Origin of the sequence: Leifsonia shinshuensis, from assembly GCF_022606355.1 — a bacterium.
GTDB lineage: Bacteria > Actinomycetota > Actinomycetes > Actinomycetales > Microbacteriaceae > Leifsonia > Leifsonia shinshuensis_B.
The window spans coordinates 296232-313347 of sequence record NZ_JAHHZQ010000004.1 but is presented as its reverse complement, the minus strand read 5'-3'; the positions used below and the strand labels follow the sequence as shown (position 1 = coordinate 313347).

Genomic DNA, 17116 nt, shown 5'->3' with positions numbered 1-17116 from the left:
CGTGTTCACGCGAGCTTCGTCGCCGAGTCCTCTGGCGCCGAGACGATCTGCTTGCCCGACGGCGGCATCCCGGTCGCGAAGGTGCGGGTCGTGACGGACTTCGCTGTCAGATCCGCCGCGGCGACCGTGTAGGTCGCGGAGGCCGTCACGGCCTCGCCGCTCTTGAGGACCCCGGGCGTCGCCGGTGTCGGCCAGACGAAGGTGATCGCGCTCGGCGCTTGCAGTGAGTCGGTGAGCGAGACATCGGTGAGCGTCTGCGCACCGTTGTTCGTGACCTTGAAATGGTAGGTGATGGTGTCCCCGACCGCGGGAGGAGTCGACAGCGTGGGTACCGCGACCTGGCTGAGCGACAACGGAGGCTTCGCCGCCGTGTCGCCGTCGATCCCTGCCGCCTTGAGGACGTTCGCATTGGCCGCTTCGTTGGCCTTGGTCGCGAAGTAGAACGCGACGGCCGTGCTCGCCGATGCGACGATCCCGCCGATCAGGACGTTGCGCAGGTTGGAGTCCGTGCCGCCGAGCGTGAGGCCCGCCAGGACGAGCAGCGCGGCGATCAGGGTCACGGAGATCCAGGCGCGGACGACGCTGTTGGCCGCCCGTTTCTCGTTCTTGGCGCTCGGCCACCCGTAGACGAGCAGGCCGCCGAACGCCAGCACCATGATCACGAGCAGCGCGGCGATCGGCACCCACCACGGGATACCGGGCGGCAAGGCAGAGTCCGCGGCTGACGGCGTCGCGGGCGTTCCCATCCACAGAGGCATCGTCCCCCTCCTTCTGGATCGGCAGCGCCCCGTCGCGCCGCCGTTCGCCGGAAGTGTGGCAGACCGGATTGTCTATGGCAATACCAAATCGAGCAATTCTCAATACTGGCGGATGGCACGACCTCGGCCGACGGGAACGGCTTCGAGCGGCTGGACTACGCCGTCTCCCCCTCCGACGACCGCCGCATCTGCTCTTCGAGCTCCCGGATGCGCTTGTCCCGCTCGGCCAGCTCGATCTCGTGCTCGAGCGCTGCGAGCTGTGCCTCCGTGCTGGAGACGTACGGCGCCGCGCTGCGGGCCGTGTCGTGGGCGGGCCGGTGCGGGCGCCGCGGACGCGGGGACGACTCGTACTCCCGCCCGATCGCGAACCACAGGATCGCGCCGATCAGCGGCAACAGGATGACGATGAACACCCACGTGATCTTGGGCAGGTGCTTGATCTGGTCGTCCCGGCGCAGGATGACATCCAGCAGCGCCACGACGAAGAACGCGAACGTGATCAGGTAGAAGACGAACATGCGGTCGAGTCTATGAGGTTGCTGTGCGGGGCGTCGCCCTCCCGTTGTGGGCGCAGGGCGGCGGCCCAGCGGGAGATCGGGGTGGCAGGGCCCCCGCGCACCTGCCACCCGAGCGTCGCGCTCCCCCCGGAAGCGACGCGCACGATCAGCCTACGAAGCCCACGCGTCCCGAGGGAATGTGACGAAGGTCACATCCGCGCTCTCACCGATCGGCAGCACGGGACGCCATGATGGTGCTGTGGTTCCGAGAGCGCACCAGGCCGAGGTCGACGACTCGTCGGCGGCGGTCGGCGCGCGCGTCGCCGATGCGCTGATCCGGGAGCTCCGCGCCCGCGGCAACGCCTTGGCGACCGACCCTGTCGTCGCCGCGCAGCTCCGCACCCAGGTGCACACCGTGCTCCGGCGGACGTCTGAGCGGCTCGGCTCCGTCGCAGACCCCGCCCGCACGGAGACGGACGCGACCCGAACGACGTCCGACGGCGCGGACGTGGGCCGCGCACGGGCTCGGCAGAACATCCACCCGGCAGACAGCCTCCTCGCGGCTACCCTGCTGTTCGACATCGCTTTGACCGAGCTCGCCGGGGCCGGCCGCGACCCGGCGCAGGTCGCCCGCGCACTGAACGCGTCGATCATGGGCGAGGTCGTCCCGGCCTCCCTCACCTACGTCGACGTGCTCATCGAGCGCCTGGCCGTCGCGCACACCGAGGAACGGCTGGGCATCTCGCGCGAGCTCCACGACCGCGTCGCGCACGGCATCGCCGCCGGCATCCAGCGTATCCACCTCAGCCGCCTCGGCGACGGCCCAGGGTCGGAACGCATCGACGAGGCGCTCCGGCTCCTCGACTCCGCGCTCGACGAGACCCGTTCGCTGGCGCTGGACCTGCGGCACTCGGTCGGCGACAAGCACCTCGACGAGGCGATCCACGACTACGTCGCCGATCTGAGCCCCGACCCTCCCACGGTCGAGGCCAACAGCTACGGCGCAGCGCGATCGCTCCCCACCGGTGTGCAGGAAGAGGCGTTCATCATCGTCAGGGAGGTCGTCCACAACGCGCGCCGTCACTCCAGGGGTGGGCAGATCCGCCTGGACTCGCACTGGCTCGTCGACCGGCTGATCATCTCGGTCTCGGACGACGGCATCGGGTTCGAACGCGACAGGATCCGGCCGGGCGCGCTCGGTCTGATCGCGGCGCAGGAGCGCGCGGAACTCATCGGCGCCGAACTGACGATCGACAGCACACCGGGAACCGGGACCACGGTCACTCTGACGATCTCCCAGCCGGGAGGCCGGGCGTGAAGCGCACGATCGTGCTCGCGGACGACCACGCGCTCTTCCGCAAGGGCGTGCGCAGCCTCATCGAGCACGACTTCACCGTCGTCGGCGAGGCGGGCGACGGCCAGGAGGCGATCGCCCTCGTCGAGCGCGCCCAGCCGGACGTCCTGCTCCTCGACGTCGAGATGCCGGGCAGTTCGGCGGAGCGCACGATCAGCTCGGTCCGCCGCCGCTCACCGTCGACGGCGGTGGTCATCCTCACGATGCACACCGACGCCGTGCTCCAGCGGCAGCTGCTGCGCGTGGGCGCGTCGGCTTTCGCCTCGAAGAACATCGACGAGCGCGCGCTCGTGGAGCTGATCGCCACGGCGGAGCCCACGAGCGAGACGCTCTCGACGGACGCCCCGCCGCCCACGGATCGCATCCTCACCGACCGCGAACTCGAAGTGATCAGGATGATCGCCCAGGCGTACACGAACCGCGAGATCAGCGCGCGCCTGAACATCACAGAGGGAACGGTCAAACGCCACACCACGAACATCTACGCCAAACTCGGCGCCACCTCCCGGATCGACGCCGTCCGCAAGGTGATCCGCCTCGATCTGCTGGAAGGATGAACCCATGAGACGACGACGCGAACCCTTTCGCCTGAAAGTCGCTGTGGCGCTCGGCGGAGCGGTGCTGTTCGGCGTGGCCGGCACCGGCTGCAGCGCGACCGGATCCGCTGCCCCGACCGCGTCTTCGTCGCCGCGCGTCACGACCGCATCGACTCCGCGCAGCGACCCGTCGATCGCGCTCACCTGCGCGGTCCTCGCGTCGTTGGACACGTCCCTCGAGGACACCGCCATCGAGCAGCACGACGGGCAGACCGACGCTTCCGGCTACGCGGCGGTGATCAACACGACCACCAACACGCTCATGGGGCTGCGCCGCAACTCGCAGGCCGGGATGCAGTCGGAGGTGTGGAATCTCCAGGAGGCGGTCAAGACCTCACCGCCGACGGTGCCGGGGGCGACATTCGACCCGCACGGCGCGGATTTCGTCGCAGCGTTGGCACAGGCGAAGACGGCGTGCGACGCGAACGGCACGCCGATGATCCTCTACGCGCCCGTCGGCCAAGGCTGACCCGGCTCAGTCCTTGCGGCGCATCCAGTGCTCCCGCAGGAACATCCGCCCGAACCACGCGCTGAGGCCGTTGCCGCCGTACTCGTCGGGGTCGGCATCGAGCACCTCGCTGCCCTGAGGTTCCGGCAGCGCGCGCACCTCGTCGTCGGCGAGCGTGGTCTGCACCGACGCCGCGGTGATCCTCCCGACACGCTCCGCATCCACGAACCGCAGCCCCTTCTCGGTCTTCACCGCGAGCCCGTCGAAGAGATCGAGCGACGGATCCTGCAGCACGTGCTCGACCCGGCCGATCTCGATGCCGTCGGACGTGAAGACGGGGGTGCCCTTCTGGAGGGCGGTGTAGGCGATGGGGGTGTCGTCGGTCATGGGGTCACTGTACGCCGGGACTGCGGGGGGAGTCTGTCGTGCGCCGAGGGCCCCCTGAGGAAGAACGCGTCAGTCGGAATCCCAGGTTGCGGTGTGGTCGACAGCGGATTCGACATATCGCCGTTGCTCGTCCGTGACCGACGGGTCCAAGTATTCGATGACGAACCGGTCGGAAAGATATCCCGCGGAGCCGAGCGAGCGAGCGACGACCTCCGCGCGATCCGTGTTGGCGAACCGGAGGATCCGCACGCGCTGAGATTCCGCGGCCCGCTCGCATCCGTCGATGTTCGCACAAACGCTTGCGGTCACATCGGTAGGCGCCTCGGTCTCAGGCAGCAGGAAGACGTCACTTCCGAAATCGGTCTGTGGATCAAGGACGGAGCGAGGATCGAAGAATGCGCACGACATCAGTAGCAATGCGCAGAGCGGAACGAGCGCTACCGCTGACAGAGCGCGAGGTGCCGCGACCATCCGCGCTGCCCTCAGTCCCAATTGCATCTCTGAGGGTTCCAGAGCCAGTTGGGATTCGAACCGCGAGCGGTCTCGAAGTCCCACCACAGGCCGGCCAGCCACACCGCGTAGCCGAACTGCGCGTGGCACTTGTACTGCTGCTCGATAGTCGCGGTCACCGGTGTCGTCGGGTAGTTGGCCCACTCGACCCAACCCTGGTTCTTCACGATCTCGTTTCCGACGATTCCCTGCGTGTAGACAGCTGCACCCCACGGCGAAAGATGCGTTGACCACTGCGAGCCGTTCTTGTATACGTAGCCGCCGGCGCGGTTCTTCCAATAGCCGCCGAGCAGGCCAGCCCCGACCGCGGGATCAGCCACGACGGGGTACGCCACCGAGCCATCGTGCTCGACCACCTGCGTCAGGACACCGCCGTCGATCTCGAAATGCGTCGGGACATCTGCACCGTTCGCATCCTTGGCCCACGCTGGCAGCACGCCTCCTGCGAAGTCGCCGTCCGCATCGCGGATGACGATCATGCCCTCCTCGAGCTTTTCGAGATAGCCGCCCTCGGAGAGAGCAATGGTGTAGGGATATCGGGTGGGAGCACCGGCATGCGTGATGACGGTCGTGATCTGAATGCTGCCGTCATCCTTGACGACAGGAACCGTCGTGGAGCCGTTGCCATTGTCGTAGGCGACGACCCCCTCGGCCTCAACCCTCGCGTCCTTCGCCCGTTCGGCGAACGGCAAGCCCACCGAGATGTCGATCCCGACGTGCTCGATGCTGAGCGAGAGACCTTCGCTGGGGTCGACCGGGATCTCGATGTCCGCGACGCCGACTCGTTCATCGATAGCCAGCCTTCCTCCGGCCACCGTCTCCACCTCGGCGACGCCGTCCAGAACGTTGCTTGCATCCGTCGGAGTCTGATACGCGTGGTCAGTCACCGACGCGAGCGCTGACATCACATCGCTCGGCATGTCATCCGCGTGTGCAGGTACGACCGATGCCCCTACGAAGGCACACGCCGCCGCTGCGCCGGTCACAAGTCGAGTGGACGCTTTCATTCGTGTTTCCGTTCGGTCGAGCTACGTTGCTGACCTCAAGCTACCCGAGAAACCCCACAAACATCAAACCAGCTAACATTTAATCGCGCGTTCGGCATGCTGGCAGCCCGTGCCGCGAGAGCGCGCCTGCACTACCGTGGGGGTCATCCAGCCCGCCACCGACCGCCGAGACCAGGAGCACGACGACATGACGAACGACGACGGCGGCTTCTCCGCCCCAGAGCGGGCCGCCATCAAGCAACGAGCGGCGGAGCTGAAGGCGGAGGCCAAGCGCGCGAAGGGCGCCGAGAAGGCCGCGGCCGAGGCGGCCGACGTGCTCGCGAAGATCGCCCAGATGCCCGACGGCGACCGCGAGCTGGCCGAACGCGTGCACACGCTCGTCGCGGAGGTCGCGCCGGAGCTCTCCCCCAAGCTCTACTACGGCCAGCCCGGCTATGCGCGCGCGGGCAAGGTGGTGGTGTTCTTCCGCAGCGGGCAGCTCGACAAGACGCGGTACTCGACGTTCGGCGTGAGCACGGAGGCCGCCCTGGACGACGCGAGCGGGTTCTGGCCGACGTCTTACGCGCTCATCGAGCCGACGGAGGCGGCGTGGGAGCAGCTCGCGGAGGTGGTGCGGCGGGCGGTGGGGTAGCTACCTGGCGTTGTCCTCGATCACGTTCCGGACGGCGGCGACCGCGAGGTGCAGCATCCCGCCGAGGACACCCAATGCACCGATGGCGTTGCCGAAGAGGAAGTAGCCGGCTGCCCCGCGCGGATCGGCGCCCATGGTCGCAATTGCGATGAAGTAGAGGACGGCCGCCGCGATCAACGCGACGATGTAGATCGCGGCGAGGACCGTGAGTGGAAGGTTGGGGCCGCGCCGGGCGCGGGCGGAGAACGTGGCTGCGCGGTCGGACATGGCCGGATGGTAACGGGACAGCCGGAGCCTGGGCAAGGCTGCGGGTGAGGATGGCCTGTCCGGGCCATCCTCACACGCTCACCCGAGATGGCCTGTCCGGCGGAAGCGCTGCCGCGACGATCGCGGGAGGGTGAGGTATCGCCTCCGAACCGCGGAGGCCCGTTCGAGGGAGTGGGCGATGCCGCTCATCAATGTCAAGGTCATCGAGAACGTGTTCACGGCCGAGCAGAAGCAGGAGATCGTCCGCGTCCTCACCGACGCCATGGTGACGATCGAAGGCGAGAACATGCGTCCGGTCACCTGGTGCATCGTCGAGGAGGTGCGCAGCGGCGACTGGGGAATCGCGGGCAACCCGCTGACGACCAGTGACGTCAAAGCGCTCGCGGCGGGGGTCACGGTCTGATCTCTTGCGGCCGACGCGGTCCAGGATAATGCTGACCCCTGTGATGGCGAATGCGCCCGACCCGGTTTCGGCCCGCGAGTCCCTGCGACGGGGCGCGTGGGCGGAAGCCGTGGGCGCGTACTCGGCCGTCCTCGCGGTCGAAGACGATCCGATCGCCCACGAGGGGATCGCTCAGGCGTACTGGTGGCTCGACGACGGCGTGCAGTGCCTGCGCCACAGGGAGGCCGCATATCGGGGGCATCGGGATCGGGGGGACGATCTCGGAGCCGCCCGTGCCGCGACTTCCCTCGCCTGGGATGCGCTGTTGTTCGGGCAGGGAGCGGCGGTGGCGCGGGGATGGATCGCCCGCGCCGGGGACCTCCTGGAAAGCGAACCCCTTGCGGTCGAGCACGGCTGGTATGCCGTGCGCGCGGCGGAGCTGGCGCTGAGCGTCGATGAAGACCCCGTCTCGGCTCTGGACTGGTCCGAGCGCGCGTGCGCAACCGGCCGTCGGGTCGCGGACGCCGATCTCGCCTTCGCGGGCCAGGCGTACGCCGGGCTCTCGATGGTGATGGCGGGGGATGTCGATGCGGGCATCCGACTTCTCGACGGCGCCGTGGCGGCAGCGACGGCGGGCGACGTGGCGGATCCGATGTGGATGGGCAAGATCTGCTGCTGGCTGATCGTCGCCTGTCGGCAATCGCAAGACATCGAGCGGGCGGCCGAATGGAGCGCGCGGGTCGCCGAGATCAGCAGGGCACGGGATCTCGCGCCGCTGACATCCGTGTGCCGGATCCAGTATGCCGCGGTGCAGATGGAGCGCGGAGGCTGGCGCGATGCTGATCTGCAACTGCGTTCCACGCTCACCGCGCTCTCGGATTCCCGGCGTGAGTCGCGCGTAGAGGCGGTCGCACAGCTCGGTGAACTGAGACGCCGGCAGGGGCGACTCGCCGAAGCCGAGTCCCTCCTGAGACAGGCCGAGTTCTTCGGTCCGGCCATCGTGAGCCGAGCGCGTCTGCACCTCGACCTGGGCGATGCGGCGACGGCATGGACGGCACTTCGCGCGCACCTGGCCGACCTGCCCACGACGAACCTCCTCACCCGGGCCGCAGTGCTGCCCGCGGCGGTCGAGGCCGCCCTGGCAGCGGACAGGGTCGACGACGCGAACGCGCTCGTCGCCGAACTCGAGACCACGGCCGACCTGGTGGGCACCGAGCCGCTCCGCGCGTTCGCCGCAGCAGCAGCCGCGTCGATCGCCTCCGGACCCGCAGCGCTGTCACGCTGGCGCGAGGCCGTGCACAGATTCGCCGCATCCGGACTGCGATACGAGGAGGCGCGCGCACGCAGGGCGCTCGGTGACGCGTTGGCGGCATTGGGAGATCCCGCGGGTGCTCGCGAACAGCAGCACGTCGCAGACTCGATCCTCTCCGATCTCGGTGTCCACTCCGGCGTGGGCGCCTCGGTCCTGACGACGCGGCAGGCAGCGGTGTTACGGCTGATCGCGGCGGGCATGACGAACGTCGAGATCGCCCACGAGCTGACCATCAGCGAGCACACCGTGCACCGGCACGTCGCGAACATCCTCACCGAACTGGGCCTGACCTCCCGCGCCGCAGCGGCCGCGTACGCGACGAGTGCGCATTTGATTTGAGGGGCGGGCGACAGTAGCCGCCCGCTCCCCCAGACGCCGGCAGCGCTCGTGGACCGCGCCGATCGGCGGTCGGAGGCCGGAGGAAGGGCGAGGAATGCGATGGCGTCGGATCCCGCTCGGTAGCGGCGCATCACCGGTGGACCCATTTCCGGGCGCATTGCACACGGGCAGTCACGCGCGTAGCGTGCCGCCCAGAGGTCGTTCCATGATCGGAGGATCCGGGATGTCAGGGGTGGGCAGAGTCGACTCTCGTCGTCGACGTCCCGGACGGCTGGGCCTGCCGGCACTCGGAGGTGCTCTGTTCACGTGCGCGATCGCCACGGCCTCCCTGGTGTGGGGCGCTCCCGCAGCCGACGCCGCGACCGTGGATGTGCGCGCAGCCTGCACGGCGTCGCAAACGGTCGGCACGGTGATCACTCTGACGGCGGATTGCGCCACGACGGACAATCTCACGATCCCTGACGGGTTCACACTCAACGGCGCAGGACACACGATCACCGCAACGGATACGCCCGCGGTGCCCCTGCTCGGCCCGATCATCGGCAATGCGGGCTCAACGATGTTCATCGAGAACCTCACGGTGGTCGGCGACCTGCATGCGGCCGCACCGAACCCCGCGGCATCGAACGCCCCGTTCTTCGGCATCCGCTTCCTCTCAGCCAGCGGATCGCTCACCAACGTGACCGTCACCGGCATCACCCGGCAGCAGACCTACAACTTCGGCCAGGCGATTCTGGTGGATGCCACAGCGGGTGGCCCGCAGACGGTCACAGTCACCGGCGTTCATGTGTCCGATTTCCAGAAGAACGGGCTCACTGCCAACGGTCAAGCGACGATGAACGTCACCGGCTCGACGATCGGCCCTCCGGATCTGACCATTCCACCGAACTTCACGCCGCCCTCGACCGGCGGCATCGCACAGAACTCAGTGCAGTACTTCAACTCCGGCGGCACGTTCAGCGCAAACACCGTGGTGACCTACACCGCCGACAACTCGGTGAGCTCCTCGACGGGGATGCTGCTCTTCACGGCGAACAACCTCACCGTCGACCACAACACGATCACCGGCCCCAACGGCGCCGACACGGGCATCAACGTCACCGGCGGGACGAACGTCACCATCTCCTACAACAGCCTCAGCCGGTCGGCGATCGCCCCGCCACAGCATGACAACTTCGGCTTCGGCGCAGCCGGGTACTCGGGAGCAGCAGCGACAACCACCCTCATCTGCAACACCTTCGCCGGCTGGAAGCAGAACCTGCTGAGTCTGACCCAGGCACCGTGCATCGTCACCGAACACCTCCCCGACGGCACGGTGGGCGGCCCGTACTCCTCCGTGATCGAAGCGACCACGGAGAACCCGAACCCGGAACTGACGTGGACGATTGAAGCCGGGACCTTCCCTCCCGGGCTCACGTTGAACTCGAACGGGACGATCACCGGGACCCCGACGACAGAGGGGACATACACGTTCACCGCCCGGGTGTCGGACCCGGTCGACGGGACGGCCACCCGCGAATACACCATCAGGATCGGCGCAGCGATACCGACACCGACTCCCACCTCCACAGGAGCACCGTCGAACGCGGGACCCGGCGCATCCGTCAACACCGGCGGGACTCTGGCGAGCAGCGACTCTCCCACTTCTGCCTGGATACTCGCGATCACCGCCGGTGCAGCAGGCGGGCTGCTGCTGACGATGCGCTGGGTGCGGCGCAGACAGCGTCGCGGGTGACCGTGCGGCCTGGAGCGCGGCAGCGACGCGCAGCCAACGTCGAATGATTCAGAGAAAGCAGTGTTGTCATGTCCTCGCAGCCACGGATGTCCCGACGGGCGGTTCTGGGAGCGCTGATCGTCGGGGCTGCAGCCTTGGCGATAGCTGCAGCCGGCATCCTCGGTGCGCTTCCAAGCACGCCATCCCCGGGGACACCTGTGGCGCGGGACATGCACGGCAACACGGTTCAACTGGACCCGGGAGTATCTCCGGCGCCGCAGGCGGCCGCTCGCGCAGTCGACAACGCCGGTGTGCGGTTGGTGGTGCAGTCGGTGGGGCTGAACGTCCCGCTCGGGGCGATAAACGAAGTTGACGGTCAGATCGTCCCACCCGGATTCTCGTCGGCGTACTGGGTGCGGAACATGGGTGTCTCCATCCAAGAACGTGCCAGCGGGACCGTCTATGTCGTCATGCACTCGCTTCGCAACGGCGGTGTCGGCCCGGGAAACTATCTCGCTGATGTCGCCCACGGACGCAGCAGGTTGGCGAACGGTGCCACGGTCGCGCTCGACGGGATCGAGTACGCCGTCACCGGGTCGCAACTGATCGACAAGGCACAGATCGCGGCGAACACTGTCGTCTGGGCCAACACTCCGGACCGGTTGATCCTGATCACGTGCCTCGAGCACGCGAACGGCACCCCGTCCACTCAGAACCTCGTCATCACCGCCACGCTCCGCACTCCCGTGGGAGGGTGATCAGCTTCTCGCGAGGCGAGGAGCATGACGGGGATTCCCATGCCGGCCCGGCTCCGATCCTGAGATCGGGCACAGTGCTGACCTCCACGGGTCTCCTGTTCGCTATGGGCGGGAGGCGGCGGCGTTCACGAACGCCTGGTCCGCCGGCGCATCGGCACGGAGGGCGTCGATCAGCGTTCGGCGCACGCGCAGGATGGCCTCGGGGTCGCGGGGCCAATGGTCCATCGGCCAGCCGCCCTCGGCGTCGAGCACCCGGATAACGACCTCGCGCCCCAGCCGCTGTTCCGCGAGCGTGAGCGTACGGTGGTCGTCCATCGCGTCCGCGATGGCGCGGAAGCGGATCGACCGCCACGGCCGCCCGCCGTCGCCCGGGTAGAGCAGGAACGGGTCGCCGCCCGGGTACGCGCCGCCCGCGCTCGTGTCCGCGAACGGGTCGATCAGCCGCCGGCTGTGCTGGTCGTAGTAGAACGAGAGCCCCCAGTGCAGGAAGCCCGGGTGCCCTCCGGCGAACAGCTGCGCGCCGATGGCCCGGGTGCGCGCGGTCGGCTGGGCGATGAAGCGGTTGGACACCGCATCCTGCTGGGTGACGCAGTAGTAGACCCACGGCGGCGGGAAGCCCGCGTCGGCGAACGTGCGCACGGCGTCCGAAGCGACGACGGGATCGTCGACGAGACCGGAGCGGACCAGTTCCACGTCGCTCAGCGCGTCGATGACGGTGCATCCCTCGAGCAGGTCGGCGACCACCTCCCGCGCCCGGCGGTACCCGGCACGATCGGCCGCGGTCGGCTCGTCGGAGATGTGGAAGAACACGCGGTCCAGTCCCCAGGCATCGTCGAGGAAGCGCCGGAGCGCGGGCACCAGCTGCTCCAGGAACGCGCGGTACTCCGGGGCGTCGGCGGGGGTGTCCCAGCCGAAACGGCGGCGGACGACGTCGCCGGAGAGTACCCGGAAAGCCGGCGAGCTGGCGGCGCCCCACTGCGTGAAGAAGTGCGGCAGCTCCACGTTGCGGATACCGACGGTGCTGCACAGCTCCAGCCAGCGCTCCAGGCGCTCGAAGCCGAACGTGTATCGTCCGTCGCGCTCCTCGATGTCGAGCAGCTGCACCGGGGTGCGGTAGTGGCCGACAGCGGTGTCGATCGGCGGCGTCCACACCGGGGTGAGCACCGTGTTCATCCCGATGCCGCGCGATTCGGCGAGGAACGCCTCCAGGATGCGCCAGTGCTCCGGAGAGAACACCTCGACGCGGTAGTGGTCGGCGAGGGCATCGGCGTGCAGCCATTCGGTGTGGACGATGCCGAGCTCCGGCAGCCTCTCCGCCACGACCTCGACGCGTTGAGTGTGCTCGAACAGCGGCTCTCCCGTCGACTCGGAGCGGAGCACGACGGTCACGGCGGCGTCTCGGTCGGCGTCCGGCTGCGGAGTCACCTCGATCCACACCGACGACCACCCGGCGAGAAGCGGGACGAACGACTCGCCGGGCTCGATCGGCCGCAGCAGGTCGGGATAGAGGCCGGGCGCGTCGCGCAGATAGCCGTCGTCATGGACGGGGAACGCCGGAAGCGACACGGGCACCAGCTCGACGCGGAACGCACGCGCGGTCGCCGGTCCGCTCACGCTGACCTCCGCGCGGACACGGCCGACCGGGGTGAGCGACCGCGACGCAGGCGGCCGGAGCGCGACCTGGAAGGCGACCGTCTCACCCGCGAACGCGGTCGGCCCGAGGCGAGGATCGAGCGCGCGCGGCTCCGTCTCCGGCAGCACCTTCTCCAGCGCGTCGGAGACGACGAACGACCAGCCGGCCATCACGCGGCCACCTCCCCGCTCGTGGAGGCGCGGACGATCAGCGACCAGGGGAAGTCGTGCAGGGTCCCGCCGCCGGGCTCGGTCTCCAACGCTTTCCCCACGATGATCTCGGCCACCCTCTCGTAGAAGTTCGACGGTCCGACCGTGCTCAGGGTCGGGTCGCTGTGCTCGCCCGCGAGCGTGTTCCCGACGCCGATGATGGCGACGTCCTCCGGCACGCGCAGCCCCAACCGGTGGGCCGCGTTCACGGCGGCGAGGGCCGCGAAGTCGGTCGTCGCGTAGATCGCGGTCGGCCGGTCGGGCCGGGAGAGCAGCTGCGACGCCGCCAGATAGGCGCTCTCGTTGGAATCGGTGAACTCCTCGACCCAGTCGTCCCGCACCTCCTGGCCTGCTGCCGTCAGCAGCTTCACATACGGCGAGTACCGGCTCGGGCCGACGGCATGCCGGGCGCTGCTCGCGGTGAGGCAGCCGATGCGCGTGTGGCCCTGCAGCAGGTGCTCCACCGCCAGGTAGCAGCCGGGGACGGCGGCCGAGCGGACCACGTCGAACCCTGCCGGCTCCAGCGTGTCGCTGAACACGACCAGGCGCTGGCCACGCTCCACCAGGAGCGCCAGCCGCTCCGGCGCGTCGGCCGCTCCTGGCACGATGTCGATGAAGGCGACGTCGGTCGGCTGGCGTTCCAGCGCATCCGACCAGTCCCCGTCGGCGAGGATCATGGTCGTCAGACCGCGCGCCTTCGCCGCGGTGTTCACGCTGTCGGCGACGGCGAGCGCCCACGGGTCGCTCAGCATGTGCAGCGAGAGCTGGACGACGCCGGTGCGTCCGGTACGGACGGCCTGCGCCGACGGGTTCGGCCGGTACCGGAGGCGGTCGGCGGCGGCCTTCACCCGCGCTTCCGTCGCGATCGAGTACCGCCGGCCGCCGCCCGGACGCACCGGCCGATCGGCCAGCACGTACGACACCGTCGCGATCGAGACGCCCGCCTCCCTGGCGACCTCGTGCACGGTGGGACGCCGGGCCCATTCGCCGTCGTCAGCCATCACTACCTCCCACATCGACCGCCGTTGGTCCACCGATGCGCGTTGACCGGCCGACACTCACGATGTATTGTTCCACACCAATGGCTAAACGTTTATCTTCCAAACGTCCGCCGCTCCCCTCTCAGTGAAGGAAACAGCGATGAAGCTCCCCAGACGATCCACCCTGCGCACTCTCGCCGCCCTGGCGACCGTGGCGGTCGCGGCCGCCGGACTCTCCGGCTGCGCCTCGGGCGGCCAGAGTTCCGACACCTCGTCTCCGATCGAGTTCTGGGGCTGGGCGCCCGGTTACAAGGAGGCCGCCGCCCTCTGGAACAAGACGCACGACCAGAAGGTGAAGTTCCAGACCATCGCCTCCGGAAGCGCCGGCGGCTACACGAAGATGCAGGCGGCGGTGAAGGCGGGCAACGGTCCGTGCCTCGCGCAGGTCGGCAACGAGTCCATCCCGAGCTTCGTGCTCGACGGGATGCTCGTCGACATCTCCAAGGAATCGGCGAAGTACGATTCCGGCTACAGCGATTCGGTGCGCTCGGCGATGAAGGTCGGGGGCGGCGCGTACGGCATCCCGGTCGACACCGCCCCGATGGGGATGTTCTACCGCACCGACGTGTACAAGAAGTTCGGGATCACGCCCGCGGCCACCTGGGACGAGTTCGTGAAGCAGGCGGCGCAGGTGCACGCGGCCGACCCGAACACGTACCTGAGCTCGTACGACCCCTCCTCCGCCAGCGCCTGGGGATCGTTCGCGCAGCAGGCCGGCGGCACGTTCTTCTCCACTGAGGGCGACGCCTGGAAGGTGACCGTGGACTCCCCGGCCACCCGCCAGGTCGCCACCGTCTGGCAGCAGCAGCTCGACGCGAAGACCACGAAGGTCGAGCAGTCCGACACCCCTGACTGGTACCAGGAGGTGCAGAACGGCACCATCGCCACGGCCTTCGAGCCGGTCTGGTGGGCCGGAATCCTCGAAGGCTCGGCCGCCGACTCGGCGGGCAAGTGGGCCGTCGCGCCGCTGCCGAACCATTCGGCCGACCAGAAGAGCACCGGGACCTCCGGAGGCTCCGCGACCTCGGTCCTGAAGGGCTGCTCGAACGTCCAGGGTGCCGTCGACTTCGCCAACTGGATGAGCACCGACACGGATGCGATGTCCATCCTGATCGACAAGGCCGCGCTCTTCCCTGCGTCCACCGCGGGCCAGCAGAACCCGGCCCTGCAGAAGGGCGTCGACTTCTTCGGCGGCCAGAAGATCTTCCAGGAGTTCACCGCGTACGCGAAGACCATCGACCCGCACTGGCAGTACGGACCGCTGAACACCGAGACCAACTCGGCGATCAAGGACGCCTTCACAGGCGCCACCACCGGCACGGGCACGCTGACCGACGGTCTCGCCGCCGCGCAGAAGGCCGTCGTGGCCGTGGTCAAGGCGAAGGGCCTCAGCACCAAGTGAGCATCACCGCCGGCCGTCGCGCACGACGGCCGGCGGTCCGCTTTCCGAGAGGACGAAGCATGACGACCACCCTCGGCCGACCGGCCACCCCAGCCGCGCCTCCTGCCGCACGCCGCAGAAGCGGGTTCACGGCGATGAAGCGCTCGAAATGGCGCGCCATCGTGCTGCTGCTCGCGCCGTTCCTGGCACTCTACGTGCTGGCCTACGCGATCCCGCTCTGCTACGCGGTCTACGAGAGCTTCTTCACCGAGAAGCGCTCCGGGCTCGGCTTCGGCGCGCCCGAGCGGGTCTTCGCGGGCTTCGGCAACTACGTCAAGGCGCTCGGGATGCCCGAGTTCACCTCCGGCGTCTGGCGCGTCCTTCTTCTCGGCGTCGTGCAGGTGCCGCTCATGCTCGTGATCGCGCTGCTGCTCGCGCTCGCGATCGACGCGCTCGCCAACCGGTTCGCCGCCTTCATGCGACTCGTGTCCTTCCTGCCGTACGCGGTGCCGGGCGTGATCGCGGCGATCCTCTGGGCCTTCCTCTATCTGGGAGGCACCAGCCCGTTCGTCCGTGCGCTGCAACCGCTCGGGGTGAATCTCGACTTCCTGTCGGGCGGCACGATCCTGTGGTCGATGGCCAACATCATCACCTGGACGTGGACCGGCTACAACATGATCATCATCTACTCGGCGCTCAAGGCGGTCCCGCGGGAGCTGTACGAGGCTGCAGCCATGGACGGCGCCGGCCCCATCCGCACCGCGTGGAGCATCAAGATCCCGCTCGTGGCGCCCGCCCTCACGCTCACCGGCGTCTTCTCGATCATCGGAACGGTGCAGCTCTACAACGAGCCCATGCTGCTCCGGCCGTTCTCCCCCGCGATCGACGCCAACTACACGCCGAACATGACCGTTCAGAACGTCGCGTTCTCGCTCAACGACTACGGTCTCGCGGCGGCGATGGCCGTGCTCCTCGCCCTCGGGACGGCCGTGTTGTCTTTCGGCTTCATGCGTCTCTCGGGCGCGATGACCGCACGAAAGGCGGCCAACTGATGCGTGCCTCCGTCAACAAGGTCCTCCTGCGCGGCGTGCTGCTGCTCGGCGCGGTGTACTTCCTGCTTCCGATCTGGTGGCTGATCGTCTCGGCGACGAAGTCGAGCACGCAGCTGTTCGGCAGTCCGCCGTTGTGGTTCGCGAACGGGTTCGCGCTGTTCGACAACATCCGCGACATCCTGACCACCCAGGACGGGCTGTTCGGGCGCTGGCTGCTCAACACCTTCCTCTACGCCGGGGTCGGCGCGGCGGGGGCGACGCTGTTCAGCGCGGCGGCGGGCTACGTGCTCGCCAAGTACGAGTTCCGCGGGCGGGAGGCGATCTTCGTCGCCATCCTCGCCTCCGTGCTCCTGCCTGCCGCACTGCTGGTCATCCCGCTGTATCTGCTGTTCTCGCAGCTGGGCATCATCAACACCATCTGGGCCGTGCTCATCCCGAGCGTGGTCAGCCCGTTCGGTGTCTTCCTCTCGCGCATCTACGCCAAGGACTCCATCTCAGACGACCTCATCGCGGCGGCGCGCGTCGACGGCGCCGGCGACCTGCGGATCTTCTTCACGATCTCCCTGCGCATCATGTCGCCCGCGCTCATCACGGTCTTCCTGTTCTCGTTCGTCGGGATCTGGAACAACTTCTTCCTGCCGATGGTGACGCTCACCGACAACTCGCTGTGGCCGGTGACCCTCGGCCTGTACTTCCTGAACAGCCAGCCCAGCCAGATGAACTACAACCTGGTCATCACGGGCGCACTGCTCTCGACCATCCCGCTGATCGTCGCGTTCTTCGGGTTGCAGAAGTTCTGGCGTGCCGACCTCTCGGCCGGCGCGATGAAGATGTGAGGATG

19 protein-coding genes are annotated in these 17116 nt (G+C 68.4%); 11 read left to right on the top strand and 8 right to left on the bottom strand.

Annotation, left to right across the window (positions count from 1 at the left end; translation table 11 throughout):
- Positions 1-5: 5 nt before the first annotated feature.
- Complete coding sequence (locus tag KNO15_RS16830; RefSeq protein WP_241704955.1) at positions 6-758, bottom strand: DUF11 domain-containing protein; 753 nt, start codon at positions 756-758, stop codon at positions 6-8.
- A 155-nt stretch (positions 759-913) separates the two neighbouring features.
- Positions 914-1276: a PLD nuclease N-terminal domain-containing protein gene (locus tag KNO15_RS16825; RefSeq protein ID WP_241704954.1), complete on the bottom strand. Its 363-nt coding sequence runs from the start codon at positions 1274-1276 to the stop codon at positions 914-916.
- A 238-nt stretch (positions 1277-1514) separates the two neighbouring features.
- On the opposite strand from KNO15_RS16825, the gene KNO15_RS16820 reads away from it, so the two are divergent.
- The 3 genes from KNO15_RS16820 to KNO15_RS16810 are packed head-to-tail and all read left to right on the top strand — an operon-like array spanning position 1515 to position 3674.
- Positions 1515-2573 carry a sensor histidine kinase gene (locus KNO15_RS16820; RefSeq protein ID WP_241704953.1) on the top strand — a complete coding sequence of 353 codons (1059 nt, stop codon included), beginning with the start codon at positions 1515-1517 and terminating at the stop codon, positions 2571-2573.
- Positions 2570-3166, top strand: a complete 597-nt coding sequence (locus tag KNO15_RS23385; protein ID WP_241704952.1) for a response regulator transcription factor — start codon at positions 2570-2572, stop codon at positions 3164-3166. Before KNO15_RS16820 ends, KNO15_RS23385 begins: the two co-directional genes overlap by 4 nt.
- A 4-nt stretch (positions 3167-3170) precedes the next feature.
- Entirely contained in the window at positions 3171-3674 is a 504-nt protein-coding gene (locus KNO15_RS16810; protein WP_241704951.1) for a hypothetical protein, read from the top strand.
- A 6-nt stretch (positions 3675-3680) separates the two neighbouring features.
- On the opposite strand, the gene KNO15_RS16805 is transcribed toward KNO15_RS16810, so the two are convergent.
- The 3 genes from KNO15_RS16805 to KNO15_RS16795 form a co-directional block, all read right to left on the bottom strand.
- The gene (locus tag KNO15_RS16805; protein ID WP_241704950.1) at positions 3681-4040 is read right to left on the bottom strand and encodes a hypothetical protein; all 360 of its coding nucleotides are present in this window, start codon (positions 4038-4040) and stop codon (positions 3681-3683) included.
- 69 nt (positions 4041-4109) lie between these two features.
- Complete coding sequence (locus tag KNO15_RS16800; RefSeq protein ID WP_241704949.1) at positions 4110-4511, bottom strand: hypothetical protein; 402 nt, start codon at positions 4509-4511, stop codon at positions 4110-4112.
- Between the two features lie 11 nt (positions 4512-4522).
- The gene (locus KNO15_RS16795; RefSeq protein ID WP_241704948.1) at positions 4523-5536 is read right to left on the bottom strand and encodes a hypothetical protein; all 1014 of its coding nucleotides are present in this window, start codon (positions 5534-5536) and stop codon (positions 4523-4525) included.
- A gap of 208 nt (positions 5537-5744) precedes the next feature.
- Between KNO15_RS16795 and KNO15_RS16790 the strand changes: the two genes are divergently transcribed.
- A complete protein-coding gene (locus tag KNO15_RS16790; RefSeq protein WP_241704947.1) occupies positions 5745-6188 on the top strand; it encodes a DUF1801 domain-containing protein in 444 nt (147 codons plus the stop codon).
- Here KNO15_RS16790 and KNO15_RS16785 read toward each other — a convergent pair whose 3' ends face one another.
- Positions 6189-6455 (bottom strand): hypothetical protein, encoded by a 267-nt coding sequence (locus tag KNO15_RS16785; protein ID WP_241704946.1) that lies wholly within the window; start codon positions 6453-6455, stop codon positions 6189-6191. It lies immediately after the preceding gene.
- A 178-nt stretch (positions 6456-6633) separates the two neighbouring features.
- Here KNO15_RS16785 and KNO15_RS16780 point away from each other — a divergent pair, with 178 nt between their 5' ends.
- From KNO15_RS16780 to KNO15_RS16765, 4 genes are all read left to right on the top strand, one after another.
- Positions 6634-6858 carry a tautomerase family protein gene (locus tag KNO15_RS16780; RefSeq protein ID WP_241704945.1) on the top strand — a complete coding sequence of 75 codons (225 nt, stop codon included), beginning with the start codon at positions 6634-6636 and terminating at the stop codon, positions 6856-6858.
- A 43-nt stretch (positions 6859-6901) separates the two neighbouring features.
- On the top strand, positions 6902-8488 hold the full coding sequence (locus KNO15_RS16775) for a helix-turn-helix domain-containing protein (RefSeq protein WP_241704944.1): 1587 nt from the start codon (positions 6902-6904) through the stop codon (positions 8486-8488).
- A 223-nt stretch (positions 8489-8711) separates the two neighbouring features.
- Positions 8712-10223, top strand: coding sequence for a hypothetical protein (locus tag KNO15_RS16770; protein WP_241704943.1), 1512 nt, complete (start codon positions 8712-8714; stop codon positions 10221-10223).
- 209 nt (positions 10224-10432) lie between these two features.
- Positions 10433-10960, top strand: a complete 528-nt coding sequence (locus KNO15_RS16765) for a class F sortase (RefSeq protein WP_241704942.1) — start codon at positions 10433-10435, stop codon at positions 10958-10960.
- Positions 10961-11062: 102 nt separating this feature from the next.
- Here the strand turns inward: KNO15_RS16765 and KNO15_RS16760 are convergent, their stop codons facing one another.
- On the bottom strand, positions 11063-12763 hold the full coding sequence (locus KNO15_RS16760; RefSeq protein ID WP_241704941.1) for a DUF4091 domain-containing protein: 1701 nt from the start codon (positions 12761-12763) through the stop codon (positions 11063-11065).
- A complete protein-coding gene (locus tag KNO15_RS16755) occupies positions 12763-13803 on the bottom strand; it encodes a LacI family DNA-binding transcriptional regulator (RefSeq protein ID WP_241704940.1) in 1041 nt (346 codons plus the stop codon). The genes KNO15_RS16760 and KNO15_RS16755 overlap by 1 nt, the downstream gene beginning before the upstream one ends.
- Positions 13804-13942: 139 nt before the next feature.
- Here KNO15_RS16755 and KNO15_RS16750 point away from each other — a divergent pair, with 139 nt between their 5' ends.
- Genes KNO15_RS16750 through KNO15_RS16740 form a run of 3 tightly spaced genes read left to right on the top strand, consistent with a single transcriptional unit; the run spans position 13943 to position 17111 of the window.
- Positions 13943-15244, top strand: coding sequence for an ABC transporter substrate-binding protein (locus KNO15_RS16750; protein WP_241704939.1), 1302 nt, complete (start codon positions 13943-13945; stop codon positions 15242-15244).
- Between the two features lie 59 nt (positions 15245-15303).
- Complete coding sequence (locus KNO15_RS16745; RefSeq protein ID WP_241704938.1) at positions 15304-16275, top strand: carbohydrate ABC transporter permease; 972 nt, start codon at positions 15304-15306, stop codon at positions 16273-16275.
- Positions 16275-17111, top strand: a complete 837-nt coding sequence (locus tag KNO15_RS16740; protein WP_241704937.1) for a carbohydrate ABC transporter permease — start codon at positions 16275-16277, stop codon at positions 17109-17111. Before KNO15_RS16745 ends, KNO15_RS16740 begins: the two co-directional genes overlap by 1 nt.
- The last annotated feature ends 5 nt before the right edge of the window (positions 17112-17116 follow it).

Bases quoted from the DNA above. Each gene is read 5' to 3' on its own strand.
- KNO15_RS16810 (WP_241704951.1), top strand. From the start codon at position 3,171: ATGAGACGACGACGCGAACCCTTTCGCCTGAAAGTCGCTGTGGCGCTC.
- KNO15_RS16775 (WP_241704944.1), top strand. From the start codon at position 6,902: ATGGCGAATGCGCCCGACCCGGTTTCGGCCCGCGAGTCCCTGCGACGG.
- KNO15_RS16740 (WP_241704937.1), top strand. From the start codon at position 16,275: ATGCGTGCCTCCGTCAACAAGGTCCTCCTGCGCGGCGTGCTGCTGCTC.
- KNO15_RS16780 (WP_241704945.1), top strand. From the start codon at position 6,634: ATGCCGCTCATCAATGTCAAGGTCATCGAGAACGTGTTCACGGCCGAG.
- KNO15_RS16825 (WP_241704954.1), bottom strand. From the start codon at position 1,276: ATGTTCGTCTTCTACCTGATCACGTTCGCGTTCTTCGTCGTGGCGCTG.
- KNO15_RS16755 (WP_241704940.1), bottom strand. From the start codon at position 13,803: ATGGCTGACGACGGCGAATGGGCCCGGCGTCCCACCGTGCACGAGGTC.
- KNO15_RS16750 (WP_241704939.1), top strand. From the start codon at position 13,943: ATGAAGCTCCCCAGACGATCCACCCTGCGCACTCTCGCCGCCCTGGCG.
- KNO15_RS16770 (WP_241704943.1), top strand. From the start codon at position 8,712: ATGTCAGGGGTGGGCAGAGTCGACTCTCGTCGTCGACGTCCCGGACGG.
- KNO15_RS16785 (WP_241704946.1), bottom strand. From the start codon at position 6,455: ATGTCCGACCGCGCAGCCACGTTCTCCGCCCGCGCCCGGCGCGGCCCC.
- KNO15_RS16760 (WP_241704941.1), bottom strand. From the start codon at position 12,763: ATGGCCGGCTGGTCGTTCGTCGTCTCCGACGCGCTGGAGAAGGTGCTG.
- KNO15_RS16790 (WP_241704947.1), top strand. From the start codon at position 5,745: ATGACGAACGACGACGGCGGCTTCTCCGCCCCAGAGCGGGCCGCCATC.
- KNO15_RS16765 (WP_241704942.1), top strand. From the start codon at position 10,433: ATGCACGGCAACACGGTTCAACTGGACCCGGGAGTATCTCCGGCGCCG.
- KNO15_RS16805 (WP_241704950.1), bottom strand. From the start codon at position 4,040: ATGACCGACGACACCCCCATCGCCTACACCGCCCTCCAGAAGGGCACC.
- KNO15_RS16830 (WP_241704955.1), bottom strand. From the start codon at position 758: ATGCCTCTGTGGATGGGAACGCCCGCGACGCCGTCAGCCGCGGACTCT.
- KNO15_RS16800 (WP_241704949.1), bottom strand. From the start codon at position 4,511: ATGGTCGCGGCACCTCGCGCTCTGTCAGCGGTAGCGCTCGTTCCGCTC.
- KNO15_RS16745 (WP_241704938.1), top strand. From the start codon at position 15,304: ATGACGACCACCCTCGGCCGACCGGCCACCCCAGCCGCGCCTCCTGCC.